General features: G+C 33.3%; 14 protein-coding genes and 1 pseudogene. 9 read left to right on the plus strand and 6 right to left on the minus strand.

Translation table 11 applies throughout. From position 1 onward, the window contains the following. Nucleotides 1–161: 161 nt before the first annotated feature. The 4 genes from SYN6308_RS03310 to SYN6308_RS03325 all read right to left on the minus strand — a co-directional run bounded on the left by SYN6308_RS03310 (nucleotide 162) and on the right by SYN6308_RS03325 (nucleotide 4,565). Nucleotides 162–1,115 carry an ABC transporter permease gene (locus SYN6308_RS03310; protein ID WP_017293011.1) on the minus strand — a complete coding sequence of 318 codons (954 nt, stop codon included), beginning with the start codon at nucleotides 1,113–1,115 and terminating at the stop codon, nucleotides 162–164. 74 nt (nucleotides 1,116–1,189) lie between these two features. Continuing rightward, entirely contained in the window at nucleotides 1,190–1,993 is an 804-nt protein-coding gene (locus SYN6308_RS03315; RefSeq protein WP_017293012.1) for a prepilin peptidase, read from the minus strand. A 269-nt stretch (nucleotides 1,994–2,262) separates the two neighbouring features. Beyond that, complete coding sequence (locus SYN6308_RS03320) at nucleotides 2,263–3,726, minus strand: CPBP family glutamic-type intramembrane protease (RefSeq protein ID WP_026101894.1); 1,464 nt, start codon at nucleotides 3,724–3,726, stop codon at nucleotides 2,263–2,265. A 149-nt stretch (nucleotides 3,727–3,875) separates the two neighbouring features. Beyond that, nucleotides 3,876–4,565: a M15 family metallopeptidase gene (locus tag SYN6308_RS03325; protein ID WP_017293015.1), complete on the minus strand. Its 690-nt coding sequence runs from the start codon at nucleotides 4,563–4,565 to the stop codon at nucleotides 3,876–3,878. A gap of 82 nt (nucleotides 4,566–4,647) precedes the next feature. Between SYN6308_RS03325 and SYN6308_RS03330 the strand changes: the two genes are divergently transcribed. From SYN6308_RS03330 to SYN6308_RS03350, 5 genes are all read left to right on the plus strand, one after another. Further along, nucleotides 4,648–4,929 carry a hypothetical protein gene (locus tag SYN6308_RS03330; protein ID WP_017293016.1) on the plus strand — a complete coding sequence of 94 codons (282 nt, stop codon included), beginning with the start codon at nucleotides 4,648–4,650 and terminating at the stop codon, nucleotides 4,927–4,929. Nucleotides 4,930–5,347: 418 nt separating this feature from the next. After that, nucleotides 5,348–6,781, plus strand: a complete 1,434-nt coding sequence (locus SYN6308_RS03335; protein ID WP_017293017.1) for a glycosyltransferase — start codon at nucleotides 5,348–5,350, stop codon at nucleotides 6,779–6,781. A 113-nt stretch (nucleotides 6,782–6,894) separates the two neighbouring features. Continuing rightward, nucleotides 6,895–7,218 carry a hypothetical protein gene (locus tag SYN6308_RS03340; protein WP_017293018.1) on the plus strand — a complete coding sequence of 108 codons (324 nt, stop codon included), beginning with the start codon at nucleotides 6,895–6,897 and terminating at the stop codon, nucleotides 7,216–7,218. Continuing rightward, a complete protein-coding gene (locus SYN6308_RS03345; RefSeq protein WP_017293019.1) occupies nucleotides 7,215–7,664 on the plus strand; it encodes a type II toxin-antitoxin system YhaV family toxin in 450 nt (149 codons plus the stop codon). Before SYN6308_RS03340 ends, SYN6308_RS03345 begins: the two co-directional genes overlap by 4 nt. 210 nt (nucleotides 7,665–7,874) lie before the next feature. Further along, complete coding sequence (locus SYN6308_RS03350; protein WP_017293020.1) at nucleotides 7,875–8,537, plus strand: class I SAM-dependent methyltransferase; 663 nt, start codon at nucleotides 7,875–7,877, stop codon at nucleotides 8,535–8,537. 27 nt (nucleotides 8,538–8,564) lie between these two features. On the opposite strand, the gene csaB is transcribed toward SYN6308_RS03350, so the two are convergent. After that, nucleotides 8,565–9,605 (minus strand): polysaccharide pyruvyl transferase CsaB, encoded by a 1,041-nt coding sequence (gene csaB, locus SYN6308_RS03355; RefSeq protein ID WP_017293021.1) that lies wholly within the window; start codon nucleotides 9,603–9,605, stop codon nucleotides 8,565–8,567. Between the two features lie 139 nt (nucleotides 9,606–9,744). On the opposite strand from csaB, the gene SYN6308_RS03360 reads away from it, so the two are divergent. The 3 genes and pseudogenes from SYN6308_RS03360 to SYN6308_RS24155 form a co-directional block, all read left to right on the plus strand. Then, nucleotides 9,745–11,127 carry a DICT sensory domain-containing protein gene (locus tag SYN6308_RS03360; RefSeq protein ID WP_017293022.1) on the plus strand — a complete coding sequence of 461 codons (1,383 nt, stop codon included), beginning with the start codon at nucleotides 9,745–9,747 and terminating at the stop codon, nucleotides 11,125–11,127. A 235-nt stretch (nucleotides 11,128–11,362) separates the two neighbouring features. Further along, on the plus strand, nucleotides 11,363–12,517 hold the full coding sequence (locus tag SYN6308_RS03365) for a ferrochelatase (RefSeq protein ID WP_017293023.1): 1,155 nt from the start codon (nucleotides 11,363–11,365) through the stop codon (nucleotides 12,515–12,517). Nucleotides 12,518–12,946: 429 nt separating this feature from the next. Next, a pseudogene (locus tag SYN6308_RS24155) lies at nucleotides 12,947–13,087 on the plus strand (transposase); the annotation flags it as partial. A 1,033-nt stretch (nucleotides 13,088–14,120) separates the two neighbouring features. On the opposite strand, the gene SYN6308_RS03370 reads toward SYN6308_RS24155, so the two are convergent. Then, complete coding sequence (locus SYN6308_RS03370; protein WP_017293024.1) at nucleotides 14,121–14,324, minus strand: helix-turn-helix domain-containing protein; 204 nt, start codon at nucleotides 14,322–14,324, stop codon at nucleotides 14,121–14,123. 68 nt (nucleotides 14,325–14,392) lie between these two features. Between SYN6308_RS03370 and SYN6308_RS03375 the strand changes: the two genes are divergently transcribed. Then, nucleotides 14,393–15,307 carry a CHC2 zinc finger domain-containing protein gene (locus SYN6308_RS03375; protein ID WP_017293025.1) on the plus strand — a complete coding sequence of 305 codons (915 nt, stop codon included), beginning with the start codon at nucleotides 14,393–14,395 and terminating at the stop codon, nucleotides 15,305–15,307.

The following is a 15,307-nucleotide window of genomic DNA, read 5'->3' on the forward strand; positions in this document are numbered from 1 at the left end:
ATTATAAAACCTACTTGAGACAAAAACTAGATGAAAAATACAATAATAATTGATACTGGTTTTTTTCTTGCCCTTGCTAACAAAAAAGACAAATTTCATCAATCAGCAACAAAGCTATTTCAAAGTTTAATTAATAGAAGAAGAATCAAAACCATTATCTATCATAACCTAACTCTAGGGTCTAACCATGAATAACTTAAATCGGCAATTAGATTAAATATCACAATCAAAATACCATAAATCATGGCGATCGACATTACTACTGGTGTATCACTACGATAAATAGACTCAATCAATAAAGCGCCAATACCGGGGATACGAAAAATTTGCTCTGTAACTAACGCCCCAGTGAAGATACTCGGAATATCTAAAGCGATGAGGGTGACAACTGGAATTAAAGCATTACGCAAAATATGATTGATAACTACTTGAGACGTGCTTAATCCTTTACTGTAAGCCGTGCGCACATAATCATGACTTAATTCTTCCGTGACGGACGATCGCATAAACCGCATTAATACCGCCGTTTGGTATAAACTTAAAACTAGAATGGGCATTATTGACTGTTTTATTTGTAGAAAAAAGCTGTTTAAATCCGTTACTTTTAAATTGCTATCGTAAATAAAAGGCAACCATTTTAATTGCACACTAAAAATAATTATTAACAATAATCCCGTGAAAAAAGGCGGAATAGAATAGCCAAAAAGTGCGATCGAAGTGAAGATATTATCTAGTAAAGAATAACGTTTAATGGCAGAAATTAACCCTATAGGAATAGCAATAATAACACTAATTAAATAGGCTAAACCTACAATCATTAAAGTATTAGGAAGACGCTGTAAAATCAACTCTAAAACAGGGCTACGGCTAGTAAAAGAGTAACCTAAATCACCTTTAAAAAAGGCAAAAAGCCATTTAAAATAACGAATATAAATAGGTTGATCTAAACCTAAAGATTTTCTAATATTTTCCCTAATTTCTGGGGTAATATTAGGATTAGAACCAAACTCACTTAAAGGATCACCCGGAGCGAAGGCTAATATAAAAAATATTACCACACTAATGGCTAATAATGTAGGTAAAGAAATTAGAACTCTTTTAATAAAATAATTCATGAAAAATAATTGTGTAACAATTAGAAAGTTAATTAAAAACCTACCGTGTCATGAATGATATTGTTAATTGTTAATTACAATCCAATATACTCTAAATAACTGGATAAAATTCGATCGCCCCAAAATATAGTAGAAATTGCACCTAATACTAAATAAGGACCAAAAGGCATGGGTTGCCCTTTTTTGAGGAGTTTAAGCACGATCGCACCACCTCCTACAATAGTACCCACAAAACAAGCCAAAAACCCTGTTAATAATACTCCTTGCCATCCTAACCATGATCCTATCATTGCCGTCAACTTAGGATCACCTCCCCCCATAGCAGGTTTACCAAACATTACTGTACCAAGAATACGAATAAAATCAAATAACCAAATACCGATAACCGCACTAAAAATACTCAAGAAAAGATATTGTAACGCGCCCCTTATGCCTCCCACAGTAAAACCTAACCAAGTTTGCCACCCTAAACCGATAACTAATCCTGATTGAGTGAGGGAGTTAGGCAATGTCATGGTATCAAAATCAATCATTGCTAAAGCAATCAACCAACTAAGGAGAATTACATAACCCAAACTTAACCATGTAAAACCATATTGATAGAAGACTAACGTAAATAAACTGCCTGTTATGGCTTCAATAAGAGGATAACGAAAAGAAATAGGAGTATGACACCAACGACATTTTCCCTTCAACCATAGCCAACCGATGACGGGGATATTTTCTGTTTTGCCGAGGGGATGTAAACATTTTGGACATCGTGAGGGGGGATTAATTAAAGAGATTTTCGCAGGTAGTCTGTATATTACCACATTTAAAAAACTGCCGATCGAAGCCCCCCACACAAAAATTATTAAGTAGATAAAAAAGTTCGCCATTTTTACGCAAATATAGAATTAATTGTTGATTCGAGATTTCCCTGTCTCATCACACCCCTAACTACTCAGGGCTGTTTTATTTTCAAATTTTTGGTTAAGAGGGAGTAATGAGTAACGAGTAAGAAGTAATGAGTTTTGATAATTTAATATCATAAATTGATTCTTTTAAGATTTTTTATTATTATTTAAAATCTGTAAGTAAAAAACCCCCTAATCCCCTAATACCCTAACACCCCAACATTTTTACCAACTTACTTTGAAACCTATGCCTAACTACTACCTAATAGAAAAAGACTAAGTAATGTGCCACTATTCCATAAACTATGCACCATCATTGATGCTAACAAACTTCTCGATCGAGTATAAACGATACCAAGAATAATTCCTAAAGTCGCTAAAGGGATAGTTTCCGCTAAACTCAGATGTGCCACAGCAAAAATAACACCACTTACCACGATCGCACCCCATGAAGGGAGATAACGAGTGAGAGAAGGCAGTAAAAAACCTCTAAACATGATTTCTTCAAAGATTGGCGCTGCAATAGAAGCGGTGATGAAAAAGATAATTAAGGCAAATTTATCTTGAGATTCTAAGGCAAGAAGTAATAAAGGATTACTGCCTCCCCTGCCTTGCCACAACTGTTGATTAAGAATAGACACCAAAAACACTGAGGGAATAGCTACCAAATAACCGCCAATGCCCCACCAATACCAATTTTTAGCGGTGAGTTTAAACCAATCTTCGGGTAAAGGAAAAAAGGATTTGATACTGAGATATAACACCAATAAACCGCCTCCTGCCATTAAGAAATAACTGCATAAGACGTATAAGGCTTTACCCTTAATATCCAACACTGCGGGATTAAATCCACTAACACCAAAAATTATTGGTAATAATACTTGACTGAGGAAGAAAAAACCAACTATAAAAACTTGCCAAATAGTTTCCCAATCCCAAGGAGATTCCCAAACATTATTATAATTTGTTGCCAAAATTGAGGCTTCTTTTTTGACGGATAATTGAATTAACAAAAATATCATAATTCCAAAGCCAATTATACCTCCAAAAACAGGAATTAAGCTCAAAGTAAATAAAGTATAAATCGCTTTTTCGGCTAATTTTTGTTGTTCATTTATAACTTTTTCTAGCTGATTTTGGTTATTTTGATCTGAATAAAATTTTTCTAATGTTTTTAATTTAAACCATCCCTCTAATCTATTATTAATTGTTTCTTCTGTTTTTAAATCAATATTATCTTGTTTTTCCCAAATATTATTAATAATTTTTTGTAGATTTTCATCAGATATTTTACTTAAATAAGTATTAGCTAAATCTGGTTTATTTTCTGCTTCCGTAATAATAGCTAATTTTAAATTTAATTCATCAATTAGTTTTTGATTATTATTTTGTTTTAACTGTTTTCTTGGGGTTTCGACAACGATCGAACCTTGATTTTCGGAGAATTTCTGAGGAGAATTTTCAGTTAAATTCAATGCTTTTTCATAGCTAGATTGTGCTATAGAAAGAGGATTTTCCCCAATTAAATTTTGACTGAGATTACTAATATTTTCTTGACTAGGATTCCAAGAGGAAGCATTGAGAATCAAGTTAGTCTGATATAATTCTAACTGAGCTTGAACTTGTGGTTCACCTAAACTTTGACTAAGGGCAAAAAAGACACTATACATGGATAGTATCGTTAAAATTGCTAAGATCGATCGTTTCAAGTTCATAAAAGTATTATATCTCCAAAAAGTTAAGGGACTCGAAATCAAGCCCCTAAAAATTAATAGTTAATAGTTGATTGTTAATAGTTGATAGTTTAGGACTATTATACAAACGGGGTTATTCTTTGTCAAAATTCTCCTTGTCTTCGGAGTCTTCATTTCCTCCCGTATTGTGCGATCTTGTCGCTATTCTGTAACCATGCCCACATTTGATCACCATAGGAAAAATGCCACCATTCCCCTTGATGACGGCGAAATCCTCCATAAGTCATAATTTCTAAGAGTATCTCTCGATTTTGGTGAAAAACTCTTGCTAGAAGATCAGTAGAGTCTTTGTAATAATCGGGGTTCGATCGAGCAGAAAGTTCATCAATTTCCCCACCCATATCAACTTCCTTGCCATTTTCATCCACTAAGGTTAAATCGATCGCACTTCCTGTACTATGGGGAGGAGGAGTTAAAGGATTATCGCTAGGAATAGCCCAAATTTTATATACTTCTTCATAGATAGAGGCTTTTTCTTCGGCGGTGAGGATATTAACATCTAAAGATCGATTAAGACAAATAGAATTAAAAGTATAATCTACCATAAACTGTTGCACCCAAACAGGACGATAAGCATCAAAAATTTTTATGTGCCATTGGGGTTGTATTTGCCCTAACTTTTCCCTTGCTTGAATCAATCGATTTAAGACACCCTCACGAAGATAATAAGGAGATTTGCCTTGATAGTCTGCACCCAATTTAACATAAGCTGGAGGATTTTCTAAGATAAATCGATCGTCTGGAATAGGCACTAAAGGCTCATTACACTCTACTATCGGTATGGCTTGATAAGGTTTCATTAAATAAAGTAAAATCAGGTAAGGATAGAAGTAAGTGTTAATTACTCTATCCTGTAATCAATAAAGTTAAGAGGATTTTAACATGAGTACAGTAACAGATAATGACTTAAAAGAGTTAAAGGATTTTTTAAGCACTAAATTTGAGGGAATATCTAAAGAGTTAACAGAAATTAAAATCGATATAGCTATCCTCAAAGAAAGTCAAAAAAGCCTAAATACAAGGGTAGATGAAACCAATAAAAGATTAGATAGTATCGATACTCGACTAAATACCGTTACATTAGGGGTTTTTGGCATAATCGGAGTTTTAGTAACGGGATTACTAACTTTTGTTGGTAAATTTGTATTTTTCCCCAACGTTTAATTTGTGTCATATAAACCCTCATCTTCCTGACAATAACCATTGAAAAATGACTGATGAGAGCGTATGTTTTCTTGATTTTTTTCAGAAATTAAAGTTTGACTATCTTTATCTAGTAATTCAATTTGATATTGTTTATTGACATCTAACTAATGCTTTTGGGTTGGTTTTAATACTTCCCCATCATAGGTTACAGTGATTATTTGAGACATAATTTAATCGACTTTTCCAGAAAATATTTTTTGTGGTTAAAGATTGAATATTATTCAACTCTCACAGGGTTTTAACCTTAAAATAATGATAACAAAAAGTTCTGATATAGCTTGTTTACAGGATTAACATAAAATCTACCTTAAAATTTGAGTAATAACGTTTAAAATAGTCTAAATATCGAGCTAAATTAATTAACTTAACCAAAGATATGCCCAATAAAGACAGTTTCAACCCTGAAGAAATTAATAATCAATTAGATCCCATTACTTCATTAATAGCAGAATTATCCGATCCTGTCCTAGAAGAAGAAGAATTTAGAAACGATTTTTTTCAAGGTTTATCGGGAAGACGCAAAAAAGCTGCTTTTGCTTTAAGTATTATTTGGTTAAGCACGATCGCACTTCATTTAGTATCGTGGAGTATTTGGTTTATGTTAATTTTAGGAATTTTTGTCACTATTCAAGCGTTACGATTAATGTTTGCGAATCCTTCTACTAACACTATGGCAGAAACAAGGGAAAAGTTACCAAAAATTTCTTTAATGGTATCTGCCAAAAATGAAGAAGTAGTAATCGGAAAATTAGTCAAAATGTTGCTAAGTTTAGACTATCCCCAAGATTTATACGAGTTTTGGGTGATTAACGATAATAGTATCGATCGAACTGGTATTATTTTAGACGAATTAGCAAAAAAACATCCTCAATTAAAAGTTTTACATCGAGACAACACCGCCAAAGGAGGCAAATCAGGCGCACTAAATCAAGCCTTCGCCTTAACAACTGGGGATATTGTTGGGGTATTTGATGCCGATGCCATGGCTTCCCCCGACTTATTAAGAAAAATAGTACCCCTATTTATGGACAAAATGGGCGCCATTCAAGTCAGAAAATCTATTAGTAACGCAGATGAAAACTTTTGGACATTAGGGCAATCCGTCGAAATGGCATTAGATAGCTACTTTCAACAACAGAGAATCGCCTGTGGAGGCATGGGAGAATTAAGAGGAAACGGGCAATTTGTATTGCGTCAAGCCTTAGAAAGTTGTGGAGGTTGGAATGAAGAAACCATCACCGATGATCTTGATCTTACCATTCGTTTACACCTAGATCATTGGAATATCGGGATTTTAGAACATCCCGCCGTAGAAGAAGAAGGAGTTAAAAGTGCGATCGCCCTGTGGCATCAAAGAAGTCGTTGGGCAGAAGGAGGTTATCAACGTTACTTCGACTATTGGCGCTTTATCCTCAGTAACCGCTTAAACTGGAGCAAAAAATTCGATTTACTCTACTTCTTTTTAGTACAATATATCTTTCCTACCGCCGCCATTCCCGACTTAGTGATGGTTGTTACCCGTCACCATATACCCTTAATCGCACCCTTAACCAGTCTTACCCTCATCTTGGCGTATTGGGGAATGTTTACAGGATTAAAAAGAACTAAATTAGACAATATCACCCTTACCGATAATCTCAAAATGATGACTAAAAGTCTCTTAGGGATGATATACATGACTCATTGGTTTTTCGTAATGCCAGTGACAACCGCTAGAATGTCCATTCGTCAAAAACAACTCAAATGGGTTAAAACCGTTCATGAAGGCTCACCCGATGACTTAGAATTAATTAGGTTGAACAATAATTAGGAATGAGGAATGAGGAATTAAACAGGCTTCAAAGTTTTCTCATACTTACTTTACCTGTCTTTTTTACCTTAATGATGTTATAACAAAAGATAATAACATTATTTTTCTGTGCCATGAGACAAAAAACATACACTATTAGCCCAGCAAAAATTGGCAATCAAAAAGGTTTTCGCCTCCCTAGCGCCTTTTATCAAGATAATCCCCAATTCTACGAAGCTAAAGGACAGATTGAAGTATTAAATAGCAATACATTGTTGTTTCATCTTAGCCCCAAAAATAACATTGATGAGGAAGAAGAAGGATTGATGATGAGTCTTTTTCTCGATTTTTTAAGTAAAGATGTCATCAAAAATCCTGAAAAACTAATTCCCTATACCGAAGAAATGAGTCAGGAAATAGATGATTTATTAGCAGATGTTGACATAGAAGAAGAATGAAACCCATTAAAATAAATGGATACTTAATTTACTTTCATCCCCTTTTTTATCAACAATGGTTAGAATTAGTAAATAGAGTAAAATATCTCAGGAAAAAATTAGAAACAGAACACTTTATTATTCATCCTGAAGTTAAACTATTGAAAGCATTAGATAGCGGTATAAAAGATAAAATTCCTACTAATCCTTTAGCTTCTTATTTTTTGCTAAAAAAACCATTACAAAAATATAGTCGTCTCAAAAAAATGGGTTTACAATCTAGGTATCGGCTATTTTTTCGAGTATTTAAAAAAGCAAATACAATCATTATTTTATGGCTAGGTTTTCCTCGGAAAGAAGGGGATAAAAAAGATTGTTATGAGATATTTTCTAAGATGGTTATTAATGGTAATTTTCCTGAAGATGTGAGCAGTTTTTTAGACTTAATAAATCAGTTTGACAAATAATATTAACAAATTTGTCAGCTCCTCGATCGTTAATAAGTATTTTACTTAGGTTTTGTTAAATACAATTATTATAAATTTATGGTTTGCATTTCACCTAACACCTTTTTTTAGACATAATTTATCACGACGAGAAGTAGAATATCCTAAAATACTTTTGGTTTTGATACAACAATTATATAATTTTTTATTACTTTTTTCTGTCTTTAATTTATGAGTATCAAAACTTTAAATTTAACTCCCAATCTCTATCAATATTTATTATCTGTATCCGTAAAAGAAGCAGAAGTTTTAAAGGAATTGAGGGAAGAAGCCTCTAATCATCCCATGGGAAAAATGCAAATTTCCCCTGATGAAGCACAATTTTTGTCATTTTTAATTAAGTTAATCGGGGCAAAAAAAATTCTGGAAATTGGTGTTTTTATGGGTTATAGTTCAACTGCTATGGCTTTAGCTTTACCTGAAGATGGAAAAATTATCGCCTGTGATAATGATAAAGATTTTACTGATATTGCTCAACGTTATTGGCAAAAAGCAAAAGTCGATCGAAAAATTACTTTACATCTTAAACCAGCTTTAGAAACTTTACAAGATTTAATTAATCAAGGAGAAAAAGAAACCTTTGATTTTGTCTTTATTGATGCGGATAAAAGTAACTATTATAATTATTATGAAAAATCCTTAGAATTAGTCAGAAAAGGTGGTTTAATTGCCATCGATAATGTACTTTGGGATGGTAAAGTAGCCGATGAAAATATTACCGATAATCGCACTCAAAAAATTAGAGAATTTAATGCTAAATTAGTTGAGGACGATCGAATAGAATTAAGTTTAGTTTCTATAGCTGATGGTGTCACTTTAGCTATGAAAAAATAAATTTGTTTGTAGGTTTGAACCTTTATATCAAGAGTCAAAAATATCTAATAAAGTTTGATGTTTTAAAGCATTTTTTTCTAATAAATCAAGGTTATCATCTGATAGACGAGGTTGATTATGATAAATTTTTAACCATTTTTTTGTGATAGTTTGAACATCAGTAGGAAAATTATCTAATTCATAACCATCAATATCAATTTCTTTCATTAAATTAGTAACTTTTGGATCATAGGATAAAGCAAAACAAGGACATTTTTCACTACTAGCCATAATAAGACTATGTAAACGCATTCCGATCATTAAATCTAATTCTCTAAATAATCCTTTTAATTCTTGGGGATTTTCTAGGTTGACAATCTGATAATTTTGTGTTAATAATTCACCTATTTTTTGACAAATTTCTAAATCTTTTGACTCTTGAAAAGGTATCAATATTATGTTAGCTAAAGTTTGTTGTTGAAGTCGTTTTAAACTTTGAATAATTATCTCTAATTTTGCCTCATTTAAGCTAGAATTTAAGCGAACATTAACCCCAATTCTAGGACTAGGTAATAAATCTAAATCTTGACTAATTTTAGCAGATAAAGCCCATACAGGATCAGCACCAATAAAATATTTTATCCCCCATGCTTCCATTAGTTTAGCAGACTCTCGATCGCGCACACTCACCCCAGAACATCTTTTTAAAACCTGTTTGGTTAACCATTGAATAAAAGGGGTTTTAATTGGTCCTATTCCTTGGGCATAAGCGATAGTTTTTAAGCCTTTTAATTGAGCCAAAATCATTAAACCTAGATAAAAAAGAGGGCTTTTAATACTGGTAATATCTTGAATTAAACTACCTCCGCCCCAGATAAATAAATCCTTTTTTCCTAACTTAAAAATTTGTTTAATAATACCCTGTCGAGAATAACTAATTACTCCATAATCTTTACTGGTTTTTAGAGGATTTCCTGATAAAATAATGGGCTTAATATTATTAGGTAATCGTTCTAATATTGCCAATAACAAAGCCTCATCTCCTGCGTTTCCTTGTCCATAATAACCACAAATTATTGCTTTTCTCATCTGATAAATACTTTTTCTTTAATCAACTTAATATGATGATGTAATTTTAAACCAGCTTAAAAGGGCTAATCCCTAACTTGATCCTTTAAGAGTTAAGATAGATTGATATCGATCGAACCGTTTAAACTCTTGTATCAGAATGTTACCAGAATCTACCCTTTATCAATTAAAAAATTCTCAAAAAGAAGGACAATTGCCCTCTAGTTATGGTGTTTATTATAAAAACACTCTTGTCGCATTATGTCACGCTTTAGAAGATCATATTTTACAACATAATTACGAAGACGATATATATAAACCCTTGGTATTGGTGACATTTCAACAGGGAAAGTGGTACGCTCAAGAAGCCGAGCGATATTGGGATTTAGCGAAACATTCCCGACAAGTAGCCATCGCCGCCGTAGCGGATAGTGGTTTTGCTTCTCATCCCACAAGTCAGCTAGATAATGTAGAATTGGTACATTTACGGGAAGATGATAGTTTTGTGGAGGAATGGAATTTAGTTATTTTAGCACCAGATTACGCCGCTATGGTGCTTTGTCATGAGCTTTCCCCTCAAGAGTATAAAGCTGGAAGTGAACCTCAAACCGATACAGAAAGAAAGTTTTACGGTTTATGGACTTTCGATCGAGCTTTAGTAGAAACAGCTGTGGACATTTTAACCCAAAGGATGAAACCTTACAATGTATCTCTAGGGGATAAACTAGAAAAAATGCGTTGGCAAATCAAATATATTTCGCCGTCGGGGGTAGTAGATTTAACAGGAGTAGTTAATCGTATTGTATCTTATCTACAAACCAGTCAACAAGAATTAGTCACCGTCAATCGTCAAACAAGAGAGTTACGAGATTTAGAAGGACAAGCATTGAAACTGAATCGTAACTTAGCCGCTAGTAAACTTCAAGCCTTCCTGAGAATGGCGCAAAAAGTCGATAATAATGATCCTTTTAACTCCAATGCTTCCTTACAAGTAGCTGCCTTAGCGGAAACTTTAGGACAAATTCTCGATTTACCTACCCTACAATTAAGACGATTAAGACTAGCCGGGTTATTATTCCGTATTGGTTTAGCAGAAGCACCAACGGAAATATTTACCGAGAATCTTCAAGAATTAAATTCTAGCATCTATCAGTTTTGGATCGATCGAGCCATTTTAGGTTCTCGTGTACTATCCGCTATGAGTGAATTAGAACCTATCACGAAAATTGTTTATCATCAACTAGAATACTGGAATGGAAGCGGTACACCTGACGGTTTAAAAGCCTCACAAATCCCCTTAGAATCGAGAATTTTAGGATTAGTCACCTATTTTCAAGAATTAACTCAACCAAGGGGAGAAAGACAAGCCTATAGCCTTTCTGATGCCTTCGTCAAATGTGAAAACTATAGTAATATCAGATTTGATCCTAGTCTCATCGAATCCTTAAAAACCGTGATTCGCTTAACAGAAATGGGTTTAATGAAACTACCCGATCGTCCAAGTCAACTACCTCCCGTGTGGTTAGAAGAAGCCACAAGGTAATTGAGAATTGAGAATTGAGAATTGAGAATTGAGAATTGAGAATTAACAATTAATAAAATATCTCCCCCTATCTCCCTATCCCCCCTCCCCCTATCTCCCTCTCCCCTTCTCCAATTCCCTAATCCTTTACTTATAAGTCAATAACTTTATAAAAAAATAAGGTTATCCCCCCATCAAGGATAAAAAATGCCCCTATAATGGATATTATTAACTTTGATATGGAAGGAAAACGATCGTGGTTGCAACTCCCGAAAGAATTATCGACAACACCTCTACCGCTAACCCTGTCGATCGAGTGGCGGTATTATTAATGGGGTATGGTGAAGTAGAAAGTTATGATGACTTTGCCAATTATAACGAACAAGCCTTAAACCTTTTAACCGCCAAATTTGCTCCCGTGCCAACATGGATATATCCCCCCATTGCCAAATTGTTGGCAGTGTTTGATTTACACGAATGGAGTCATCAACACGGTAACTTTATCTCCCCCCATAACGCTATCTTTGAAAGACAACGATCGAACATAGAACATCACTTACAACATACATGGGGCGATCGAGTCAAAGTATTTAAAGCCTTCAACTTTTGCGCTCCTCACCTACCCGAACAAGTATTACAGCAAATTCAAGCAGAAGGATTTGATAAAGTTTTAATCTATCCCTTACTCGTAGTTGATTCTATTTTTACCAGTGGTATCGCCGTAGAACAAGTAAACCAAGCCCTAGCCAAACCAGCCAATTTACAAGAACATTGGATTAAAGGAATGCGCTATCTACCCTCTTTTTACAATGAACCAGAATACATTGAATTACTTGCCAAAATGGTAGAAAGAGAAATTAGTCATAGTTTAAGCGGTGCTTATTTACCCTCAGAAATTGGCATTGTCTTAATGAATCATGGATGTCCTCACGAAGCTAAAGGTTTTACCTCTGGCATTGATGAAAGTCAAAAATTGTATGATTTAGTCAGAGAAAGACTGATTAATCGTTTCCCCATGATTTCCGTAGGTTGGTTAAATCATCAAACCCCCCTCATCAAATGGACTCAACCCAATGCCGAATTAGCTGGAAGAAACCTGATTGAATTGGGGGCGAAAGCCTTAGTCTTTATGCCCATTGGCTTTGCCACAGAAAACCACGAAACCCTGTTAGATGTCGAACACATCATCGAATCATTACAGAAAAAATATCCTACCGTTAATTATGTACAGATGGAATGTGTTAACGATAACGATGAATTTTGTGCTATGGCAGCGCAGTGGGCAAATCCTCAAATTGAATCTTTACTCAATGATGAAGCAATGGTAATTAACCCTAGTCTTGCCAGTGCAAGTCATACAAAAGGCCATCATCATCACCATGATCATGATCACCATCATCATCACCACTAAAACGTGTACAGTAACAAATTAAATGGCGTGATAACAAATTAGTGTCATCCAAAATTAAGATTCTTCAAATCTTTATATAACAATAATTATACCCCAGAACTCCACCAAAAATGATCTTGATCGTATCTTAAACCAGATTAACAAATTAAGTGTCATTTTCCGTAAAAAATAACAAATTAGATGTCGCCTCGGAAAAGGCGATTTTTTTTGTTTTAGAGTGGCAATTCACAGATTAAATGTCATAGAATAATAAGTACACATCAACTTTCTCCCTAAGAACACTCAGTTCGATATAAGAAAATAGTCTCAAACTCTTAACTATACTTGGCGAGGGTATAACTTGAGTTTGGTGAAGGTAGGCAAAAGGCAAGTAGGCAAAAGGCAACTGTACATTTTGCAACATCAGATTATAACCTTGATGAGTATAAGATGTTAAGAAAACGTTCTTTGATTGAAACTGTCAATTATCAGTTACAAAATATATCGCAAATAGTTCATTCACGACACCGAAGTCCAATTAATTTTTTGATAAATGTAATTGGTGGATTAATCTTATACATGGCAAGATAAAAAACTAAAATTACAATATTCTACATTGTTTTCAAGTTCACTGTTATATCGAACTCAGGTACTTTCGATCGAGGAAGGATTCTCTTTGAGAATTGAAAGCGAGTCTCTCCACGCCCAGTTAGACGACATTAATCTGTTATCACGTCATCTAATTTGTTAAGACGACACTAATTTGTTACTGTACAAAGAGCAATTTCTCTATAATTATTTGGAAGATATATTTTAAAACGGGCGTGGAGGGACTCGAACCCCCGACCTGCTGATCCGTAGTCAGCCGCTCTAATCCACTATATAATTCTTTAAGACTTTATAAATTTATTTTATGCAGAGTTTATGCAAAAACGTCAGTTAAAAAAAGAATGGCAAATTCATCTCTCAAAAGCGTCACTACCCACAACATCAAAAGTATTTGTATTTATTTTATTTTTGTGAATGAGAAGTAGATCATAAAAGTTGGATAGAAAATCTATAAGTGATTTATATTAATTATTTTATTCTATGCTTGTCCCTATGTCCTTTTGTCCCCATTGATTCTTAGAAGTCTTTATATATAACTTTGAGGGACAGGACAAGTTAAAAGACAGATTCAGCAACAAAGAATAAAATGTATTTTGCATGAAAATATTTATTGCCGTTTGGGAGGGGGGGGAGAGAAGTTAAGTGCTTGAAGATTGTTAAGCTAGACCGCATTTAATCTGCTATTTATAAACTATGAAACCCTTTCTATATTGAATCTAAGATTGCAACAGAAATGGGTTTTAGCTTATTATTAAGCAGTTGCTGATTATCCACTGACAATCATACATCTTTCTATCACTAGACATCTTGCCAATTTAACGTTAGCTCTAACTTTGTAAAGAACTCTTGTTAGGTGGTTAACTGTTAACGTTATGATTTCCATTTTAGTAGAAAGGACAAATAATAAATCAACTGTCTATTAACTTGTCCCTAACTAAAAGTATAGATATATAACGGTTTGAAGCATTAAAGGGACAAAGGGACACGGGGACACGCATATAGTAAAATTAATTATTTATTCTTCTTCTGTATATAAATCTAGTGGGCTACAATTTAAGACGTTACATAAATCAGCTACATAACGGAAATGTTTTAATATTCTTCTATTATTTTCCCAATTTCTAAGGGTTGAAACGTTAATATTTAATTTTTCCGATAGTTCTTTCTGGGTAAAATTTTTGTTTTCTCGGATTTGTTTTATTTTGGATTTATAATTCATTTTACTAATTATGATTTCTTAATTTTACTGGTATAATTATAACAGTTATACTCTATATTGATTTTTATATGTCTAATTTTTTATCAGTATATAAAGAAGCTCTAAATAAATTATCTATTGAGGTTTTATATCCTAATTTATCTATTACAATTCGTTCCTCAAATAGTTATAATTGTCATTGTCCTTTTCATAATCACAATTCTAAAGAAGGAACGGCTTTTATTATTTTTAAAGATACAAAAAGATTTAAGTGTTTAAGCTGTAGAATTTCTGGTGATCCTGTTGATTATCAATATTCTTTAAACTTAGGATTTTTTCAGAGTTCGCAAAATAATAAGGAAACACAAAAGGAATTAATGCAAGAAATAATTAGTGAAGCAAATTTAGATAATAAAATTGAACATATATCTCAAAATATAGATTCAGTTGCTTTAAATAAAGACGATAAAAGTCACGATATTTTAGAAGATTTTTATAAGTTTTGTCGATCGCAATTATGGATAGGGAAAGAGGAATATACTGAAAAATCTAAAAGCTATTTACCTTTAGGGGTACAAAATGATAATAATAAAATAAGGGAATTAAAAGAGAAGGCAAACAAGGCTTTAAGCTATTTAATTAGTAGAGGATTTACAGAGGAGCAAATTTTAAATTTAGAGATTGGTTTTTATTCTAGTTTTGAATATTTAAGAGCCTATATGATGCGTAAATATCATTTTGTAAATGAGGTTAAATCTTTAAAAATTGTTTGGAATGGTTATGAGGATTATTTGACTTTTGCTTGGCGAGATGTAAAGGGCAATCCTTCTACTTGTTATTTCCGTTATCCAGATAAAAATGTGCCTGAAGGAAAGAAACGTTTATGTGCTTTAAAGGGAGAAAATACTAAAAGTTGTCCGCTATTTTTAGATAGAGTTTTACAAGCAAATCATAAAAATAATTTAATTGCTGTGGAGGGAATTTTATACTCATCAAGGTTATAA

This window comes from Geminocystis herdmanii PCC 6308, from assembly GCF_000332235.1.
Classification (GTDB): Bacteria; Cyanobacteriota; Cyanobacteriia; order Cyanobacteriales; family Cyanobacteriaceae; genus Geminocystis; species Geminocystis herdmanii.

Bases quoted from the DNA above. Each gene is read 5' to 3' on its own strand.
- SYN6308_RS03370 (WP_017293024.1), bottom strand. From the start codon at position 14,324: ATGAATTATAAATCCAAAATAAAACAAATCCGAGAAAACAAAAATTTT.
- SYN6308_RS03320 (WP_026101894.1), bottom strand. From the start codon at position 3,726: ATGAACTTGAAACGATCGATCTTAGCAATTTTAACGATACTATCCATG.
- SYN6308_RS03330 (WP_017293016.1), top strand. From the start codon at position 4,648: ATGAGTACAGTAACAGATAATGACTTAAAAGAGTTAAAGGATTTTTTA.
- SYN6308_RS03325 (WP_017293015.1), bottom strand. From the start codon at position 4,565: ATGAAACCTTATCAAGCCATACCGATAGTAGAGTGTAATGAGCCTTTA.
- SYN6308_RS03335 (WP_017293017.1), top strand. From the start codon at position 5,348: ATGCCCAATAAAGACAGTTTCAACCCTGAAGAAATTAATAATCAATTA.
- csaB (WP_017293021.1), bottom strand. From the start codon at position 9,605: ATGAGAAAAGCAATAATTTGTGGTTATTATGGACAAGGAAACGCAGGA.
- SYN6308_RS03375 (WP_017293025.1), top strand. From the start codon at position 14,393: ATGTCTAATTTTTTATCAGTATATAAAGAAGCTCTAAATAAATTATCT.
- SYN6308_RS03315 (WP_017293012.1), bottom strand. From the start codon at position 1,993: ATGGCGAACTTTTTTATCTACTTAATAATTTTTGTGTGGGGGGCTTCG.
- SYN6308_RS03345 (WP_017293019.1), top strand. From the start codon at position 7,215: ATGAAACCCATTAAAATAAATGGATACTTAATTTACTTTCATCCCCTT.
- SYN6308_RS03310 (WP_017293011.1), bottom strand. From the start codon at position 1,115: ATGAATTATTTTATTAAAAGAGTTCTAATTTCTTTACCTACATTATTA.
- SYN6308_RS03340 (WP_017293018.1), top strand. From the start codon at position 6,895: ATGAGACAAAAAACATACACTATTAGCCCAGCAAAAATTGGCAATCAA.
- SYN6308_RS03360 (WP_017293022.1), top strand. From the start codon at position 9,745: ATGTTACCAGAATCTACCCTTTATCAATTAAAAAATTCTCAAAAAGAA.
- SYN6308_RS03350 (WP_017293020.1), top strand. From the start codon at position 7,875: ATGAGTATCAAAACTTTAAATTTAACTCCCAATCTCTATCAATATTTA.